Genomic DNA, 15,999 nt, shown 5'->3' on the forward strand with positions numbered 1-15,999 from the left:
GGAGGACCGCCATGCCCCTGCATTACTTCACTCGCTTCGCTACGGCGCTGGCCGCGGCCGGAGCCCTTGTCCTGGCCGCGCCGACGGGCGCGCATGCGACGGCGATCGGAACAGCTCCTGTACATACCTTTGAGTACAGCGTCGGCGGCATGAGCATGAAGATCCCGACAGGATGCATGTTCACGCACATCATCCGCGGCGGCGGCCGGAGGATCACCTATCAGAACGCCGGCGTCGACTGCGCCTTCGTCGCCGCCCTCAGCAGCGGATTCTGCAACTGGCGTATCGACTTCACTTACGCCGACACCGACAACCGGACGTACCGCACGTCCCGCGGGCGGACACACACCGAGTGCAGGATCGACCCCATGCGCAACAACTCTCCCCAGACGCTGCCTCGTTATGGAAAGGCGTGCGCCCGCCTCTACGTCAACGGAGTGCGCCGCGTCAGTCAGTGCCACCACATCACGAAGTGAGCCCTTCATGGTCGAGCAGCAGCAGAACGACGCAGACCAGGCCCAGGAAGTGTGGCGTCGTCGCGCCGGGAGCGTCTCGTTTCTCGTGGGGCTCTTCGCCGCACTCGCCTTCTTCGCGTTCTTCCCCGGACTCCCGCATGTCATCGACTGGGGAGCCGTCCTCGCCGCACTTGCCGTGGGCTGGCTTGCCCGACGGTCCTGTCTGGCTTTGATGGCACGGACGGGACGTAAGGGGTCTGAGAGTCCGTGACCGCGCCTCCGGCCCGGACGACGCGGTCAGTTCGCACCTGGGCGGGCAGACGAGTCGGGCTGTACGCCGGGTTCTGTTCCGAGGGATCCTCGCGGGTCCCTCGGCGACGGCCATCCATCTAGGGCCGGCGTTGCCGCCGGCCTCGTGCGGTCTACCCGCGGACTCGGGCGGGCAGCCCTCGAACGTCCGCGCAGGAGCACCGGAGTGCTCCCTCTTGACCTTGCTCCGGGTGGGGTTTACCTAGCTGCCCAGGTCGCCCTGGGCACTGGTGGTCTCTTACACCACCGTTTCACCCTTACCAGGGGCCGAAGCCCCGGGCGGTCTGCTTTCTGTGGCACTGTCCCGCGGGTCACCCCGGGTGGCCGTTAGCCACCACCCTGCCCTGTGGAGCCCGGACGTTCCTCGGGAAGCCCCCTAGGGGGACTCCACGCGGCCGTCCGCCCGGCTCGTCTGCCGTGTCGACCATGGTACCGGGCGCGTGGAGCGGCGCGGACCGCCCGCCGCCGTCGCCAGCACCGAGCCCGCCAGGATCAGGGCGAAGGCCGCCAGGACCGTGGGGGTCAGCCGCTCGTCCAGGAAGAGGGCGCCCGCCGCCACCGCGACCGCCGGATTGACGTACGTGATCACCGTCGCCCGGGTCGGGCCCGCCTCCTTGATCAGTTCCAGGAACGCCACGAAGGCCACCGCCGTGCAGAGCACGCCCAGGCCGGCCAGGGCCGCCAGGGCGGAAGGAGAGGGGACGGCGGACGGGCGCGCCACGATCGCCACCGGGGCGTAGACCACCGCCGCGAGGGTCAGGCAGGCCGCCGTCAGGTGCAGGGAGGGGACGTCCTTCAACCGGCGGGCGGCTATCAGGGGGGCCGTCGCATAGCCGAGGACCGTCGTGAAGACCTCGGCCAGGGAGCGGGCGTCGCCGCCGGTGAGGTGCGGGAGCGTCAGGACCGTCACACCGCCGAGGCCGAGTGCGAGGCCCGTGAGCCGGCGGGCTCCCAGGTGTTCCGTGTCCCCCAGGACGCGGGCCACGACGACGCCGACGATCGGCACGCCCGCGATCAGCAGGCCCGCCGTCGAGCTGGACAGATGCCGTTCGGCGTCGGTGAGCGTGAACCAGGGGACGATGATCTCCAGGACCGCGAAGGCCAGCAGGGGGCGCCAGTGGGCGCGTACGGCCCCCGGCAGGCCGCCCTGGCGCAGGGCGAAGGGGAGCAGCAGAAGCGCGCCGAGGGCACAGCGGGTGAATACGACCACCGGCGGGGACACCTCGTCCACCGCCACCTTGATCATCAGATAGGGGACGCCCCAGATCACTCCCATGAGGGAGAACAGGAACCAGCCACGTGCAGTCATGGGGTCGAGTTTCGGCCGTGTCCTCGGGGCGCGTCTTGAACGCTGTTGCGGTAGGCCGCCGGGGTCACCCCGAGCACCCGGCGGAACCAGCGGGTCAGATGCGCCTGGTCGGCGAAGCCGACGAGCGGGGCCACCTCGGCGGGGCGCAGCCCGGCGGCGAGCAGCGCGCGGGCCCGGCTCACGCGGTACTGGGCGAGCCAGGCGTACGGCGGTATCCCCATGGTCGTACGGAAGGCGCGCAGCAGCTGGTAGCGGGACAGGCCGAGGTCGGCGGCGAGGCAGGCGAGGGCCGGCGGGGCGGTGAGTTCGTCGGCCAGGCGGTCGCGGACGGTACGGGCGATCGTGCCGGCGCCGGGTACCAGACCCGGACCGCAGCGTGCCGTGGAGTGCCGGCGGGCCAGCGCCGTCAGCAGCCACGGCAGCCGGGACTCCGCCTCCAACGGGTCGGGGCAGGCGCTGAGTTCGGTGTGGGCGAGGCGGAGCGCGGCGGCCAGTTCGGGGTCCTGGACGAGCGGTTCGCGGAAGTACGGCAGCCCGTCGAGGACGCCGTCGGCCAGCAGGGACGGCTCGGCGTACAGGGCGCGGTAGGCGTAGCCGTCGGTGGCGTTGGCGGGGCCGCCGGTGTGCATCTCGCCGGGTTCGAGGACGACGATCGTGCCGGGGCCGGTGCGGATGTGGCCGCCGCGGTAGTCGATGACCTCGTTGCCCCCGACGCAGACGCCGATCGTGTATTCGTCGTGGGCGTGGGGGGCGTAGGTGTGCCGGCGGAAGTCCGCCGTCAGGAGGTCGAGCGGGGGTCCGCCGTGTCCCAGCCGGGCGCGCGTCCACAACGCCTGTTCCGCCATCCCGCGCCCCCTCGTCGTACCGGCCCCTTCATGGGTACAACGCCTTCAGGCCCCGCTTCCATGCCCCCCGGCTTCCATGCCCCCGCTTCCATGCGGCGTCCAGGTCTGGCTGACGGTGTCAGCCGTCGAGGTCCGTGCGTTCCAGGGCCGTGAAGGCGGTCTCCAGGCGTGCCCGGTGGGCGCGTGCCACCTCGTCCACCGGGTCGCCCGCCATCAGCCGGCGCACGGAGGTGGCGAAGACCGCCCGGTGGGCCGCCACGACCAGTGCCGCCAGCAGGTCCGGCTCCGGCGCGCCGGTCTCGGCGAGGGCGGCGGCCAGCCCCCGCTCCACCTCCTCGGCACCCTCGCGGGCCCGGGCGCGCAGGGCCGGCGAATCGACGACGACCCGCCAGAACGGCGCGAAGGTCTCCCGCACGCCGCCCAACGGGTGCCGCTCGTCGTCCAGCCGGAGCGCGAGCCGGCGCAGGGCCGTGAGCGGGGACTCGCCGTCGGCGCGGTCGCGCACCGCCCCGGCGAAGAGGGCGACGGCCTGCGGGATGCGGTCGAGGAACAGGTCCTCCTTGCGCGGGAAGTAGTTGAAGACCGTCATCGTGGAGACGCCGGCCCGCCGGGCGACCTCGGCGACGGTCACCGCCTCGAAGCCGCGCTCGATGAACAGACCCGTCGCGATGTCCGAGATCCGCTGCCGCGTGGCCAGTTTCTTGCGCTCCCGCAGCGGAAGTTCCTCATCCGGTTCCTTGTTCATGGAAAAACTATAGCCGCTCAAAACTTTTAGTGACTACACTTGAAGCCATGACGACGATCGATTACGACGTGGTGGTGGCCGGAGCCGGCCCCGTGGGCCTCTTCCTCGGCTGTGAGCTGGCGCTCGGCGGTGCGCGGGTGCTGGTCGTGGAGCGGCTGACCGAGGTGGACGAGACGATCAAGGCAGGCGCGATCAACATCCCGAGCGCGGTCGCCCTCTACCGGCGCGGGCTGCTGCCCGAGCTGGAGGCGGTGTGGGAGGCGGCGCTGGACCGGATACGCGCCTTCCGGGGCGAGGACTTCGAGTCCGAGCTCGCGCCCAAGTTCTCCGGGCACTTCGCCGGAATCACGATGACCCAGGACCTGTTCGACGGCTCCGATCCCGCCTGGGCCGAGGTCGGCCCCGCCGGCGACACCGGGCTCCTCGTTCCCCAGGCCACGCTGGAGCGGATCCTGGCCCGGCGGGCCGGGGAGCTCGGGGTGGAGGTCCGCCGGGGTGTCGCGCTGACCGGCTTCGACGCGGACGCGGACGGGGTCGCCGTACACATCGGTGACGCCACTGTCCGCGCCGGCTGGCTCGTCGGCTGCGACGGCGGCCGCAGCACCGTCCGCAAGCTCGCCGGGTTCGACTTCCCGGGCACGGACCCGGAGATCACCGGCTATCAGGCGATCGTCGAGCTGACCGGCGCCGAGCGGCTGCACGAGGGCTGGAACACCACGGACACCGGGACGTACGTCCACGGACCGTTCCCCGGCCGGATCCTCAGCGTGGAGTTCGACGGCCCGCCTGCCGATCGCTCGGCGCCCGTCACCGCCGAGGAGTTGCAGGCCAGCCTGCGCCGGGTGTCGGGCGTGCCCGAGGTCACCATCACCAAGGTGCTCAGTGCCACCCGGTTCACCGACAACGCCCGCCAGGCCACCGAGTACCGCAGGGGCCGGGTGCTCCTCGCGGGCGACGCGGCGCATGTGCACTCGCCGTTCGGCGGGCAGGGGCTCAACCTCGGCCTCGGGGACGCGATGAACCTGGGCTGGAAGCTGGCCGCCGTCGTACGCGGCACGGCACCGGTGTGCCTGCTCGACACCTACACCGCCGAACGCCACCCCATCGGCGCCTGGGTGCTCGACTGGACCCGGGCCCAGATCGCGGTGATGCGCCCGGACCGGCATGCCCGCGCGCTGCGCCGGGTGGTGACCGACCTGGCGCTGACCACGACCGGGACGACGTATCTCGTCACCAAGATCTCCGGCATCTGGCAGCGCTACGACCTGCCCGGCGACCACCCGCTGACCGGCGCGAGCGCGCCCGATCTGGTGCTGGCCGACGCATCCCGGCTCGGTGGCCATCTGCACCACGGCCGCGCCCTGCTGCTCGACCTCGCCGACGACCCCGGGCTGCGCGCCCACGCCGAGGGGTACGGCGACCGGCTGGAGGTCCGCACCCTCGCCTGCCCGGACCGGCCCGGCCTCAGGGCGCTGCTCGTCCGCCCGGACGGCTTCGTGGCCTGGGCGGCGGACGCGGCGGACGCGGCGGACGCGGACGACAAGGGCCTGCCGGAGGCCCTGGAGCGCTGGCTCGGGGTGCCTGCCGCCGGCGCCTGACCCTGTCGCCGCGGGCGCTCACACGGCCGTGAAGAGGATCTTCGACGTCCCCGGGTCGGCCTGGGCGAGGCGGACCCGGAGCCGTTCGCCGAGCGGGAGCGGGTCGCCCTCGATGCGGCCGATGACGGCCGGGGAGATCAACTGCACGGTGCCGACGGTCGGCCGGTGCTCGTCGACGTCCACCACACAGCCGTCGAAGACGTCCCCGACCCGGTCCTTGAGCAGGGCCGCCTCCACGATGTCCACGCACTCGCGCTCGACCGTGCCGGCGATCCGGGAGCCGTCGGCCATCCGTCGGGGCAGCGCGTCGAGCGCGGCGAGCACCCAGTCGGGCGGGGACCGGTCCGCGACGGCGGCGAGGCAGATCTCGGCGGCGTACCGGTCGACGAGGCGGCGCAGCGGGGCCGTGCAGTGGGTGTAGGGGGCGGCGACGGCGGCGTGTGTGGTGATCGCGGGCAGGACGCCGTCCCGGAAGACGGTGTAGCCGGCGCCGCGCAGCAGGGTGGTGCACTCCTGGAGGAAGGCCGCGTGGCGCGGGTCGCCCGGGTCGAGGGAGCGGATCAGGGCCGCGTAGGACACATGGTGCGGCCAGTCGATGTGCAGCGCGGTCGCCGTGCGGCGCAGCCGGGCCACCTCGCCGTCCGGGGCGGTCGGCAGCGTGCGCAGCACACCGGTGCCGTGGGCGAGCATCAGCTCGGCGGCGGTCATGCCGGTGAGCAGGGAGAGCTGGGCGTTCCAGCTCTCGGCGGGCAGTGGGGCCCGGTAGCCGAGGACGTAGGTGTGGTCCTTCTCGGTGATCTCCTGCTCGGGCACGTTCAGGGAGATGCCGCCGCGCTCGGTCTCCTGCCGCTGCCGGGCCGCGCCGATCGCCTTGAGCAGCGCGACGGGCTCCTCGGCGGTCCCGGCGTCGATCTGCTTCTGCACCCCCGCGTAATCCAGCTTGGCGCGGCTGCGGACCAGGGCGCGGCGCACATCGACGGCGACGGTCCGGCCGTCGGCGTCCAGGTCGATCGTCCACAGCGCGGCCGGGCGGACCTGGCCCGGCAGCAGGCTGGCCGCGCCCTCGCTGAGCACGGTGGGATGCAGCGGGACCTTCTCGTCGGGGAAGTACAGGGTGTTCACCCGGCGATGCGCCTCGGCGTCCAGCGCCTTGCCCGGTACGACGAAGGCGGCGACGTCGGCGATGGCGTACCGGACCCGGTAGCCGGTGCCCCGCCGGGACAGGTGCGTCGCCTGGTCGAGGTCGGTGGAGGCGGGAGGGTCGAGGGTGAAGAAGGGGATGTCCGTGGCGTCGTACGCCGGCAGGGCGGGCGCTTTCGCCGTGCGCTCGGCTTCCGCCAGGACCTGTGGCGGGAAGGCCTCCGGGACACCGAGTTCGCTGCGCAGCGCGGCGAGCGCGGCCCGCAAGGGGGCTTCGGGGGCACCGGTCACGCGGATCTTGCGGCGGGGCATACAGCGAGCGTAGGTCGGGGCCGGGTGGGTGGCACGCCGTACGCTGTCGCGGAGGTCTATGTGAGGAGTACGTGGTGCTGGTCCTGCTGCCGCCGTCCGAAGGCAAGGCGAACTCGGGCGCGGGTGCCCCGCTGGAGCTTCGGTCACTGTCCCTTCCGGGGCTGACCGCGGCGCGCGAGGCCGTGCTCACCGAGTTGGTCGAGCTGTGCGCCGGTGACGAGGAGAAGGCGCGCGAGGTGCTCGGGCTGAGCGAGGGGCTGCGCGGCGAGGTCGCGAAGAACACCGGCCTGCCGACCGCCGGCGCCCGCCCCGCCGGGGAGATCTACACCGGTGTCCTGTACGACGCCCTCGGCCTGGCCACCCTGGACGCGGTGGCGAAGAAGCGCGCCGTGGCCTCGCTGCTGGTGTTCTCCGGGCTGTGGGGCGCGGTGCGGGTGACGGACCGGATCCCCTCCTACCGCTGCTCGATGGGGGTGAAGCTGCCGGGGCTCGGCGCGCTGGCCGGGCACTGGCGGGCGCCGATGGCCGAGGTGCTGCCCGAGGCGGCCGGGGACGGCCTGGTGCTGGACCTGCGTTCCTCGGCGTACACGGCGGCCTGGCGGCCGAAGGGCGAGGTCGCGGGGCGCACGGCGACGGTGCGGGTGCTGCACGCGCCGACCCGGAAGGTGGTCAGCCACTTCAACAAGGCGACCAAGGGCCGCATCGTACGGAGCCTGCTGTCGGAGGGTGCCGCGCCGGGGGACCCGGCCGAGCTGGTCGAGGTGCTGCGGGACCTCGGGTACGAGGTGGAGGCGGAGGCGCCGGGGAAGGCGGGCAAGGCGTGGTCGCTGGATGTGCTGGTGGAGGAGATCCACTGAGGGGATCCGGACACTCTCACATGCGTTGCAGTATGCGCAACGGCCATTGCGCGTGATGCAGTCGCTCGGCACGATGAGGGCATGACCTCAGCGCTGCCCTCACCCTCGCCCGCCTCCGTACTGGGCCTCGTGGATCGCGCCCCCGTCGTGCCCGTGGTGGTCGTCTCCGACGCCGCCGCCGCCGTACCGCTGGCGCGGGCGCTGGTGGCGGGCGGGCTGCCGGCGATCGAGGTGACGCTCAGGACGCCGGCGGCGCTGGAGGCGATCCGGGCGATCGCCGCCGAGGTGCCGCAGGCCATGGTCGGCGCGGGCACGGTGATCACGCCGGAGCAGGTCGGCGCGTGTGCGGCGGCGGGGGCGCGGTTCCTGGTCAGCCCCGGCTGGACGGACACCCTGCTGGAGGCGATGCGCGGGTCCGGGGTGCCGTTCCTGCCCGGGGTGTCGACCGCCTCGGAGGTCGTGGCGCTGCTGGAGCGCGGGGTGCGGGAGATGAAGTTCTTCCCGGCGCGGGCGGCGGGCGGTACGGCCTACCTGGAATCGTTGTCCGGGCCGTTGCCGCAGGCCCGGTTCTGCCCGACCGGCGGGATCGGGCCGGCGAGTGCGCCGGAGTATCTGGCCCTGCCCAACGTCGGCTGCGTGGGCGGCAGTTGGATGGTCCCGGCGGACGCGGTGGCCGCCGGGGACTGGGCGCGGATCGAGGAGCTGGCGCGGGGCGCGGCGCGGCTCGGCGGGGTCAGGGACGCAGGTGGGACGTGTCGTTGAAGAGCCGGACGCTGGCGTTGCCGTCCGCGTAGTACGCCACCGCCGACAGGGAGGCCGCCGAGAGTTCCATCCGGAACAGGGACTCGGGCGGGGCGCCGAGGGCGAGGCGGACGAGGGTCTTGATCGGGGTGACGTGCGTGACCAGCAGGACCGTACGGCCGGCGTAGGCCGCGACCAGCTTCTCCCGGGTGGCCTCCATCCGGGTGGCGGTCTCGGCGAAGCTCTCGCCGCCGCCGGTGGGGTGGGCCTCGGGGTCGGCGAGCCAGGCGTTCAGGTCGTCGGGGTGGCGCTCGCGGACCTCGCCGAAGGTGAGGCCCTCCCAGGCGCCGAAGTCCGTCTCGCGCAGACCGTCCTCGATCGTCACGTCGAGACCGAGGCGGGTGGCGACGGCGGCGGCGGTCTCACGGGTGCGGGTGAGCGGGGAGGCGAGGATGGCCTGGACGGTGCCGCGGCGGGCGAGGGCCTCGGCGACACGGTGGGCCTGGTCGCGGCCGGCGACGGAGAGGGAGGGGTCGGTGCCGCCGCTGCCGGAGAAGCGTTTCTGGGGGGTGAGGGGGGTTTCGCCGTGGCGGAGGAGGACGAAGGTGGCCGGGGCCCCCATGTCCGGCGACGCCCAGCCGGAGGCCGGCTGAGGTGCCGTGGCGACCTTGCGTGCGGCGCGGGTGTCCTCGTGGCCGGCCCCGGCCGTCGCCACGCTGCCGGCCGGCGAGGGTTGCCCGCCCCGCTTCCCCGCGTCCATCGCCTCGTTCGCCAGCCTGTCCGCGTGTTTGTTCTGCGCTCGCGGGATCCACTCGTATGTCACCCGGTCCGCCGGGAAGACCCGTCCCGCCTCCAGTGCCAGTGGCTTCATGTCGGGGTGTTTGATCTTCCAGCGGCCCGACATCTGCTCGACGACGAGCTTGGAGTCCATACGGACGTGGACGGTCGCGGAAGGGTCGAGTTCCCGTGCCGCGCGCAGACCCGCCAGCAGGCCGCGGTACTCGGCGACGTTGTTGGTGACGACGCCGAGGTACTCGGCCGCCTCCGTCAGCGTCTCGCCCGTCGCCGCGTCGATGACCACCGCGCCGTAGCCGGCGGGACCCGGGTTGCCCCGGGAGCCGCCGTCGGCCTCGACGATGAACTCCCTTGCCACGTACGCCCCTTCGGTGTTCCTACAGGCCCGACTCGGCGGTGCGCACCAGGATGCGGCGGCAGTTCTCGCAACGGACGACCGTGTCCGGCGCGGCCGCGCGGATCTCGCTCAGTTCGGTGATCGCCAGCTCCTGGCGGCAGCCCTGGCAGGTGCGGGCGTACAGCTTGGCCGCGCCGATGCCGCCCTGCTGCTCGCGCAGCTTGTCGTAGAGCTTCAGCAGGTCCGCCGGGACCGCGCCCGCGACGACCTCGCGCTCCTTGGTCACCGTCGCCGTCTCGCCGTCGATCTCCTCGAAGGCCGCGTCCCGGCGGGCGGTCGCGTCGTCGATCTTCCCCTGGACGGCGCCGACCCGCCCGGTCAGTTCGGCGACCCGCTCCTGGGTGGCCTCCCGGCGCTCCATGACCTCCAGGACGACGTCCTCCAGGTCGCCCTGGCGCTTGGCGAGGGAGACGATCTCCTTCTGGAGGTTCTCCAGGTCCTTGGGCGAGGTGACCGCTCCGGAGTCCAGGCGCTGCTGGTCGCGGGTGGCGCGCTGGCGCACCTGGTCCACGTCCTGCTCGGCCTTGGTCTGCTCGCGGGCGGTGTCGCTCTCCTCGGTCTGCGCGGCGACGAGCAGGTCCCGCAGCTGGGTGAGGTCCTTGGTCAGCGAGCCGATCTCGGCGTGCTCGGGCAGCGACTTGCGCTTGTGCGCGAGCTGCTGCAGCCGGACGTCGAGGGCCTGGACGTCGAGGAGTCGGATCTGGTCGGCGGGCGCGGCGTTCAGTTGGGGGCTCCTGCGGGTGTCGTACTGGACGCCGCGTGGGCGGTCCAGGGGTCGGTGACCGTCTTGGACACATGGACCCGCAGGTCCCAGCCGTGACGGTCGGAGATCTCGTCGAGCTGGGCGGCGGCCAGCTCGCACCAGGGCCACTCGGTGGCCCAGTGCGCCGCGTCGAGCAGCGCGAGGGGACTGTGCGCGACGGCCTCGCCGGCCGGGTGGTGGCGCAGGTCGGCGGTGAGGAAGGCGTCGACGCCGGCCGCGCGGACCTGGTCGAAGAGGCTGTCGCCGGAGCCGCCGCTGACCGCGATGGTGCGGACGACGGTCTCGGGGTCGCCGGCCACCCGGATGCCCTGCGCGGTGGCGGGCAGCCGCTCGGCGGCCCGGGCCGCCAGTTCACGGACGGTCACCGGGTGGTCGAGCTCGCACACCCGGCCGAGGCCCCGGCGGCCCTCGGGGTCGGTCGGGTCCGGCACGAGGGGTCGTACGACCCTGAGGTCGAGCGCGCCGGCGAGGGCGTCGCTCACGCCCGGGTCCGCGGTGTCGGCGTTGGTGTGCGCGACGTGCAGGGCGATGTCGTTCTTGATCAGCGTGTGCACGACGCGGCCCTTGAAGTGGGTCGCCGCGACCGTGGTGGTCCCCCGCAGATAGAGCGGGTGGTGGGTGACCAGCAGATCGGCGCCGAGCTTCACCGCCTCCTCGACGATGTCCTGCACCGGGTCGACGGCGAACAGGACCCGGGTGACCTCCTGGTCGGGGTCGCCCACGACGGTGCCGACCGCGTCCCAGGACTCGGCCCGCTCGGCGGGCCACAGGTTCTCCAGCGCGGCGATGACTTCAGACAGACGGGGCACGAAGCAAAGGCTACCTGGCTGGCCTGCGCGGCCGTACCGCATGCGCCTGGTCTGGCCCCGCTCAGCACAAAGGTCCCGGTTTCCTCAGGTGAATCGCTTCTGCGCCATCCTTATGTGTGAAGCCGCTGTCTGCCGGTCCCACGCCCGTGCGTACGAAAACTAGCTTCGTCGCCGGAGGTGACCGAAGGATGACGGCCTGTGCGATCGAACCCCCCTCCACCGGCGAGGACGACGGTGAGCCGGGGACGGGGTGCGCCATCACGGCGGACGGGGCGTACGCCGCCCGGCTCGCGCGGGCCGGCGACTGCTGGTTCCCGGAGCGCTGGACGCTGGACGGCCCGGAGCCGTACGCGGTGCCGCTGCCCGGCCATCAGCCGGAGGAGCCGGGCACCGAGGTGCAGCCCCTGTCCGACGGCCGGGTGCTGATCCACCGGCTGGTCGAACACCGGCACGCCTTCTCGCTGCTCTACCCGACCGGCCCCGGCACGGGCGAGCTGCCGCTGGGCGCGGTGGAGTGCCCCGAGCCCGGCACCCGGCTCACGCTGCTGCCGCCCGCACCGGGCGGGGCGCGGGCGTACGCCCTCGCCGTCGGGCCGCGTTCGAGTGCGGTCTGGCTGGTGGCGGGCGGGGCGTTCGGCCCGGAGCGGGTCGCACAGGTGCCGGGGCGGTGCGCGGGCGGGGTCTGGCTGGATCGCGGCGGGCGGATGCTGGCGCTGGACCGGGAGCTGGCGGACGGGCCGGTCAAGACGGTCGTGGTGGACCTGGAGCGCGCGGAGGTCTCGCCGTTGCTGCAGATCGCGGCCGGCAGCGATGACCGGCTGCTGCTCGCCGACCCGGACAGCGGGCTGCTGCTCATCTCCTCCGACGCGCCGTCGCCGGGGGCGGAGCGGCTGGGCTGGGGCGTGCTCGGCAGCACCCTGCCGGTGCGCTTCCCGGAGAGCCTGCGGGTGCCGGACTGCGCGGTGACGCCGTTCGCGATCCAGCCCGAGCAGGTGCTGACGCCGGAGAACTGCGCGGTGGCGCTGCGGATCGACGGGCCGTTCGGCAACAGCTGGGTGGGGGTCTGGCGGCCGGCCGGCCGGCAGCTGAGCCATTTCCCGGCGCCCGAGGGCTGGCTGGCCGGGGCCGGGTTGTGGACACGGGACGGGGTGCTGCGGCTGCCGTACGCCACGGAGGGGACTCCGTGCGGCGTGGCGGGGCTGACGGCGCCCCGGGGGGAGACGGGGGCGGGGGGCGCGGGTCTGGAGGGTCCGGTCCGGGACGGCACGGCTGCCGGGGCGTCCGAGACGTCCCGGCGGGCGACGGAACCGGATCCTCCGGAGCCCGCGGAGCGGACGGCGGCCCCGGCCCGGCAGGAACAGGCCGCGGAGCAGGCCCCGGAGCCGGTCGCGGAGCCGGTGACGGCGCGTCCGGTGCCGTTGCAGCAGGCGCCCCTGGCACGTCTTGTAACGAACTAGTGCCGGTTGGCGTGTGCGCCTGGATGTGGCCGGTGGTGCGCCGGTTACACTCGCCCGGCTGTACGAAAGATCATGTGACGGGGTGAATACGTCCGATGAGCGACACCAGCACGACGGAGCAGCTGTCTGCCGACTCTTCCGAGGCTGCCGGCCATGGCCGGCACCGGGGCCCGATCGCGGTCCAGGAGAGCGAGACTTCTCCGCACGGCCGGCACCGAAGGCCGGCGGAGGAGACCGCGGAGGCGGCCGCCTGACGGTCATCGCGGAAGAGGGGGCGCCCGACCGGCGCCCCCTCTTCTCGTTTCTCTTTCTCTTTTCTCGTCCTCTTTCCTCACCCGCGTTTCAGTCCCAGCACCTCCGCCGCCGCGAAGGTCTCCCCCGGTGGCCGGTCCGCGTAGTGCGGGGTGAGCAGCGCGTCCAGTTCGTCGTGGGTGAACGTCTCCTGCTTGCTGTCGAACCTGGCCCGCACGCGCGGCCGTTCCACGATCGCGACCATGCCGCCGTGCACGACGAGCAGCTGGCCGTTGATCCGGGCGGCGGCCGGTGCGGCGAGGTAGCCGACGAGCGGGGCGACATGTTCGGGGGCCAGCGGGTCCAGGCCCTCGTCCGGCGGCCGGAAGCCGGCGAACACGTCCTCGGTCATCCGGGTCCGGGCGCGCGGGCAGATCGCGTTGGCCGTGACGCCGTACTTGGCGAGGGCGAGGGCCGTGGAGGTGGTCAGTCCGACGATGCCGCCTTTCGCGGCCGCGTAGTTGGGCTGGCCCGCGGAGCCGGCGAGGAACGCCTCCGAGGAGGTGTTCACGATCCGTCCGTAGACCTTCTCCCCGCCGGCCGCCTTGGACCGCTCCCGCCAGTGCGCGGCGGCGAAGTGGGTGGTGTTGAAGTGGCCCTTGAGGTGGACGCGGATCACCGAGTCCCACTCGTCCTCGGTCATGGAGAAGACCATGCGGTCGCGCAGGATGCCGGCGTTGTTGACGAGGATGTCCAGCTTGCCGAACTCCTCGATCGCCAACTGCAGGATGCCCCGGGCCTGTTGGAAGTCGGCGACATCCCCCGTGTGGGCCACCGCCCGGCCGCCCCGGGCGCGTATCTCGGCGGCGACCTCTTCGGCGGGTGCCGCCGAGGCCGCGCCCGAGCCGTCCCGGCCCGGCTGCCCGTAGTCGTTGACGACGACGGCCGCGCCGAGCCGGGCGAGTTCGAGGGCCTCGGCCCGGCCGAGCCCGCGTCCGGCGCCGGTGACGACGGCGGACAGCCCCTGCAACGGCCCCTCGGATGGCAGTGCCATGCCGGCCCCCGTCCTCAGATCTCTATGCACGTACGCAGGGCCGTCCCGGTACGCATCTGGTCCAGTGCCTCGTTGATCTCCGCGAGGGGGACCCGGTGGGTGATCAGGCCCGCCAGGTCGATCCGGCCGGCCCGCCACAGGGCGATCGCGCGCTCGTAGGAGCGCAGCACGTCCCCGCCGCCGTACATGGACGGCAGGATGCGCTTCTCGTCGAAGAACAGCTCGAACATGTTGAGCTGCAGGAAGTCGTCCATGGCGCCGGCGCCGACCACGACGAGGGTGCCGCCGCGGCGGGTGTTCTCGTAGGCGGTGCGGGCGGTGGCCGACCGGCCGACGACCTCGAAGACATAGTCGAAGCCCTCGCCGCCGGTGACCTGCTGTCTGACCTCGGCCAGCTCCTCCGGTGCGACGGCCTTCGTGGCGCCGAACCTCAGGGCGGACTCGCGCCGGGTGGCGACCGGGTCCACGGCGACGATCTCGGCGGCGCCCTTCAGCCGGGCCCCCTGCACCGCCGAGATGCCGACGCCGCCGCAGCCGATGACGGCGACCGACGAACCGGCCTGCACATCAGCGGTGTTGAGGGCGGCACCGAGTCCGGTGGTGACCCCGCAGCCGATCAGCGCGGCCACGTCGAAGGGCACGTCCTCGGGGATGGGCACGGCGCAGCCCGCGTCGACCACGACCTCCTCGGCGAAGGTGCCGGTGCCGGCGAAGCCGAAGACATCACCGCCGGGGCGCTTGAAGTTGGGGGTGCCCGCGTTCATGAATCCGGCCAGGCACAGCTGGGTCTGGCCGCGCTTGCAGGCCGGACAGGCCCCGCACGCGGGCAGCCAGCAGATCACCACCCGGTCACCGGGCCGCAGCCCCCGCACCCCTTCCCCGACGTCGAGGATCTCGCCCGCGCCCTCGTGGCCCGGCACGAACGGCGCGGGCTGCGGCAGTACGCCGCTCATCGCGGACAGGTCCGAGTGGCACAGCCCGGTGGCGCGCACCCGGACCCTGACCCTGCCGGGGCCGAAGCCCACCGCCTCGACGTCGTCGAGGACCTCCAGTTTTTCCTGGCCGATCTCGTGCAGTACGGCTGCGCGCATGGTGCGGCTCCCCTCAACTGCTCACTGGATCAAGAGTGTTCGACGATCGTGTCGGCGAGGACCGGCGCGTCGTCCCGCTCGACCGCGCTGACGGCCACCCGCACGCTCCCCTCCCCCTGCCACATACGGATGCGCAGGGTCTCCCCGGGGAACACGACCCCGGCGAACCGGGTGGTGTACGACCGCACGCGGCCCACCTCTCCGTCGAGCAGGGTGTCCACGACCGCCTTGAGCGTGATGCCGTAGGTGCACAGCCCGTGCAGGATGGGCCTGTCGAAGCCGGCGCGCCGGGCGAAGTCGGGGTCGGCGTGCAGCGGGTTCCAGTCGCCGGAGAGGCGGTAGAGGAGGGCCTGGTCCTCGCGGACCGGGCGTTCGAGGATCCGGTCGGGTTCACCGGCGGGCGGTTCGAGGCGGGTGCTCGGCCCGCGGTCGCCGCCCCACCCGCCTTCGCCGCGTACGAAGATCTGCGCGTCGTTGGTCCACAGCGGGCCGTCGGCGTCGGCGACCTCGGTGCGCAGGACCAGGATGGCGGCCTTGCCCTTGTCGTAGACGGCGGCGAGCCGGTTGGTGGCTCTCGCGGTGCCCTCGGCCGGGATGGGGCGGTGGATCTCCAGAGTCTGCCCGCCGTGCAGGACCTTGGCGAGTTCGACCTCGACACCGGGCATGGACAGCCCGCTGATCACGCCGGGCGCGCCGGATCCCGCGACGGTGGCGAAGCTCGGCAGGACGTGCAGCCGGGACTCCAGGGTGTAGCGCAGTTCGCCGGGATCGAGGGCGGGGTTGTGTTTGTCGGGATTCGCGGCCGCGCCGATGCCGAGGTGATAGAGCTGGACGTCCTTCGTGGTCCAGGAGATGTCCCCGGTACGGGGCTCGGCCGCGAGGGCTTTGGCTGCGTCGATGGGCATACGGCTCCTGTGGCGGTTCAAGACCCCGGCACGGCCGTCCGCACCGTCGGCCGCACCGAGGTCGTCCTGGGGGCGGATCTAGAACGCGTTCCAGTCCAGCGCCCTCTGTATAGCCGAGGGCTCTTCAGTTGTGAAGGCTCCTGACGGAGTGTCAGGTGTCGCGGTCGGTGACATTTGTACTGCCCG

General features: G+C 73.0%; 16 protein-coding genes, 1 other RNA gene and 1 pseudogene. 7 read left to right on the top strand and 11 right to left on the bottom strand.

All coding sequences use genetic code 11. The features are described from left to right. Positions 1 to 149 precede the first annotated feature (149 nt). Positions 150 to 476 carry a hypothetical protein gene (locus tag IE277_RS46925; RefSeq protein WP_308433337.1) on the top strand — a complete coding sequence of 109 codons (327 nt, stop codon included), beginning with the start codon at positions 150 to 152 and terminating at the stop codon, positions 474 to 476. A 7-nt stretch (positions 477 to 483) separates the two neighbouring features. Beyond that, on the top strand, positions 484 to 726 hold the full coding sequence (locus IE277_RS02155) for a hypothetical protein (RefSeq protein ID WP_189947927.1): 243 nt from the start codon (positions 484 to 486) through the stop codon (positions 724 to 726). A gap of 46 nt (positions 727 to 772) precedes the next feature. On the opposite strand, the gene rnpB is transcribed toward IE277_RS02155, so the two are convergent. From rnpB to IE277_RS02175, 4 genes and pseudogenes are all read right to left on the bottom strand, one after another. Continuing rightward, positions 773 to 1,175: RNase P RNA component class A (rnpB, locus tag IE277_RS02160), an RNA gene on the bottom strand. Between the two features lie 118 nt (positions 1,176 to 1,293). After that, positions 1,294 to 2,073: pseudogene (locus IE277_RS49400) on the bottom strand (DMT family transporter); the annotation flags it as partial. Further along, entirely contained in the window at positions 2,070 to 2,918 is an 849-nt protein-coding gene (locus tag IE277_RS02170; RefSeq protein ID WP_189947929.1) for an AraC family transcriptional regulator, read from the bottom strand. The gene IE277_RS02170 and the pseudogene IE277_RS49400, both read right to left, overlap by 4 nt. Before the next feature lie 118 nt (positions 2,919 to 3,036). After that, a complete protein-coding gene (locus IE277_RS02175; protein ID WP_189947931.1) occupies positions 3,037 to 3,663 on the bottom strand; it encodes a TetR/AcrR family transcriptional regulator in 627 nt (208 codons plus the stop codon). A 47-nt stretch (positions 3,664 to 3,710) separates the two neighbouring features. On the opposite strand from IE277_RS02175, the gene IE277_RS02180 reads away from it, so the two are divergent. Continuing rightward, positions 3,711 to 5,261 carry an FAD-dependent monooxygenase gene (locus IE277_RS02180; protein ID WP_189947933.1) on the top strand — a complete coding sequence of 517 codons (1,551 nt, stop codon included), beginning with the start codon at positions 3,711 to 3,713 and terminating at the stop codon, positions 5,259 to 5,261. An 18-nt stretch (positions 5,262 to 5,279) separates the two neighbouring features. On the opposite strand, the gene IE277_RS02185 is transcribed toward IE277_RS02180, so the two are convergent. Further along, on the bottom strand, positions 5,280 to 6,713 hold the full coding sequence (locus IE277_RS02185; protein ID WP_189947935.1) for an RNB domain-containing ribonuclease: 1,434 nt from the start codon (positions 6,711 to 6,713) through the stop codon (positions 5,280 to 5,282). Between the two features lie 74 nt (positions 6,714 to 6,787). On the opposite strand from IE277_RS02185, the gene yaaA reads away from it, so the two are divergent. Together yaaA and eda are read left to right on the top strand one after the other, a co-directional pair. Beyond that, on the top strand, positions 6,788 to 7,570 hold the full coding sequence (yaaA, locus tag IE277_RS02190) for a peroxide stress protein YaaA (RefSeq protein WP_189947937.1): 783 nt from the start codon (positions 6,788 to 6,790) through the stop codon (positions 7,568 to 7,570). Positions 7,571 to 7,651: 81 nt separating this feature from the next. After that, positions 7,652 to 8,332 carry a bifunctional 4-hydroxy-2-oxoglutarate aldolase/2-dehydro-3-deoxy-phosphogluconate aldolase gene (gene eda / locus IE277_RS02195; protein WP_189947939.1) on the top strand — a complete coding sequence of 227 codons (681 nt, stop codon included), beginning with the start codon at positions 7,652 to 7,654 and terminating at the stop codon, positions 8,330 to 8,332. On the opposite strand, the gene IE277_RS02200 is transcribed toward eda, so the two are convergent. The 3 genes from IE277_RS02200 to IE277_RS02210 are packed head-to-tail and all read right to left on the bottom strand — an operon-like array spanning position 8,304 to position 11,075. Next, positions 8,304 to 9,464: a bifunctional RNase H/acid phosphatase gene (locus tag IE277_RS02200; protein ID WP_189947941.1), complete on the bottom strand. Its 1,161-nt coding sequence runs from the start codon at positions 9,462 to 9,464 to the stop codon at positions 8,304 to 8,306. The two genes, eda and IE277_RS02200, sit on opposite strands and share 29 nt — an antisense overlap. A 19-nt stretch (positions 9,465 to 9,483) precedes the next feature. Then, a complete protein-coding gene (locus tag IE277_RS02205) occupies positions 9,484 to 10,227 on the bottom strand; it encodes a zinc ribbon domain-containing protein (RefSeq protein WP_189949164.1) in 744 nt (247 codons plus the stop codon). Continuing rightward, positions 10,224 to 11,075 (bottom strand): Nif3-like dinuclear metal center hexameric protein, encoded by an 852-nt coding sequence (locus IE277_RS02210; protein WP_189947943.1) that lies wholly within the window; start codon positions 11,073 to 11,075, stop codon positions 10,224 to 10,226. Before IE277_RS02210 ends, IE277_RS02205 begins: the two co-directional genes overlap by 4 nt. A gap of 188 nt (positions 11,076 to 11,263) precedes the next feature. Here IE277_RS02210 and IE277_RS02215 point away from each other — a divergent pair, with 188 nt between their 5' ends. Beyond that, positions 11,264 to 12,532 carry a hypothetical protein gene (locus tag IE277_RS02215; protein WP_189947944.1) on the top strand — a complete coding sequence of 423 codons (1,269 nt, stop codon included), beginning with the start codon at positions 11,264 to 11,266 and terminating at the stop codon, positions 12,530 to 12,532. A 95-nt stretch (positions 12,533 to 12,627) separates the two neighbouring features. Then, positions 12,628 to 12,786, top strand: a complete 159-nt coding sequence (locus IE277_RS02220) for a hypothetical protein (protein ID WP_189947946.1) — start codon at positions 12,628 to 12,630, stop codon at positions 12,784 to 12,786. Positions 12,787 to 12,863: 77 nt separating this feature from the next. Here IE277_RS02220 and IE277_RS02225 read toward each other — a convergent pair whose 3' ends face one another. The 3 genes from IE277_RS02225 to chsH3 are packed head-to-tail and all read right to left on the bottom strand — an operon-like array spanning position 12,864 to position 15,813. Continuing rightward, positions 12,864 to 13,817, bottom strand: a complete 954-nt coding sequence (locus tag IE277_RS02225; RefSeq protein ID WP_189947948.1) for a 3-oxoacyl-ACP reductase — start codon at positions 13,815 to 13,817, stop codon at positions 12,864 to 12,866. Positions 13,818 to 13,831: 14 nt separating this feature from the next. After that, positions 13,832 to 14,908 carry a Zn-dependent alcohol dehydrogenase gene (locus IE277_RS02230; protein ID WP_189947950.1) on the bottom strand — a complete coding sequence of 359 codons (1,077 nt, stop codon included), beginning with the start codon at positions 14,906 to 14,908 and terminating at the stop codon, positions 13,832 to 13,834. 29 nt (positions 14,909 to 14,937) lie between these two features. After that, positions 14,938 to 15,813 (bottom strand): enoyl-CoA hydratase ChsH3, encoded by an 876-nt coding sequence (gene chsH3 / locus IE277_RS02235; RefSeq protein ID WP_189947951.1) that lies wholly within the window; start codon positions 15,811 to 15,813, stop codon positions 14,938 to 14,940. Positions 15,814 to 15,999 lie beyond the last annotated feature (186 nt).

It is taken from the genome of Streptomyces alanosinicus, assembly GCF_014650595.1.
Lineage (GTDB): Bacteria > Actinomycetota > Actinomycetes > Streptomycetales > Streptomycetaceae > Streptomyces > Streptomyces alanosinicus.

What these genes read in the sequence shown, in the direction of transcription:
- IE277_RS46925 (WP_308433337.1), top strand. Translation starts at nt 150, where the DNA reads ATGAGCATGAAGATCCCGACAGGATGCATGTTCACGCACATCATCCGC.
- IE277_RS02215 (WP_189947944.1), top strand. Translation starts at nt 11,264, where the DNA reads ATGACGGCCTGTGCGATCGAACCCCCCTCCACCGGCGAGGACGACGGT.
- IE277_RS02185 (WP_189947935.1), bottom strand. Translation starts at nt 6,713, where the DNA reads ATGCCCCGCCGCAAGATCCGCGTGACCGGTGCCCCCGAAGCCCCCTTG.
- IE277_RS02230 (WP_189947950.1), bottom strand. Translation starts at nt 14,908, where the DNA reads ATGCGCGCAGCCGTACTGCACGAGATCGGCCAGGAAAAACTGGAGGTC.
- eda (WP_189947939.1), top strand. Translation starts at nt 7,652, where the DNA reads ATGACCTCAGCGCTGCCCTCACCCTCGCCCGCCTCCGTACTGGGCCTC.
- IE277_RS02220 (WP_189947946.1), top strand. Translation starts at nt 12,628, where the DNA reads ATGAGCGACACCAGCACGACGGAGCAGCTGTCTGCCGACTCTTCCGAG.
- IE277_RS02155 (WP_189947927.1), top strand. Translation starts at nt 484, where the DNA reads ATGGTCGAGCAGCAGCAGAACGACGCAGACCAGGCCCAGGAAGTGTGG.
- chsH3 (WP_189947951.1), bottom strand. Translation starts at nt 15,813, where the DNA reads ATGCCCATCGACGCAGCCAAAGCCCTCGCGGCCGAGCCCCGTACCGGG.
- IE277_RS02175 (WP_189947931.1), bottom strand. Translation starts at nt 3,663, where the DNA reads ATGAACAAGGAACCGGATGAGGAACTTCCGCTGCGGGAGCGCAAGAAA.
- IE277_RS02225 (WP_189947948.1), bottom strand. Translation starts at nt 13,817, where the DNA reads ATGGCACTGCCATCCGAGGGGCCGTTGCAGGGGCTGTCCGCCGTCGTC.
- IE277_RS02180 (WP_189947933.1), top strand. Translation starts at nt 3,711, where the DNA reads ATGACGACGATCGATTACGACGTGGTGGTGGCCGGAGCCGGCCCCGTG.
- IE277_RS02170 (WP_189947929.1), bottom strand. Translation starts at nt 2,918, where the DNA reads ATGGCGGAACAGGCGTTGTGGACGCGCGCCCGGCTGGGACACGGCGGA.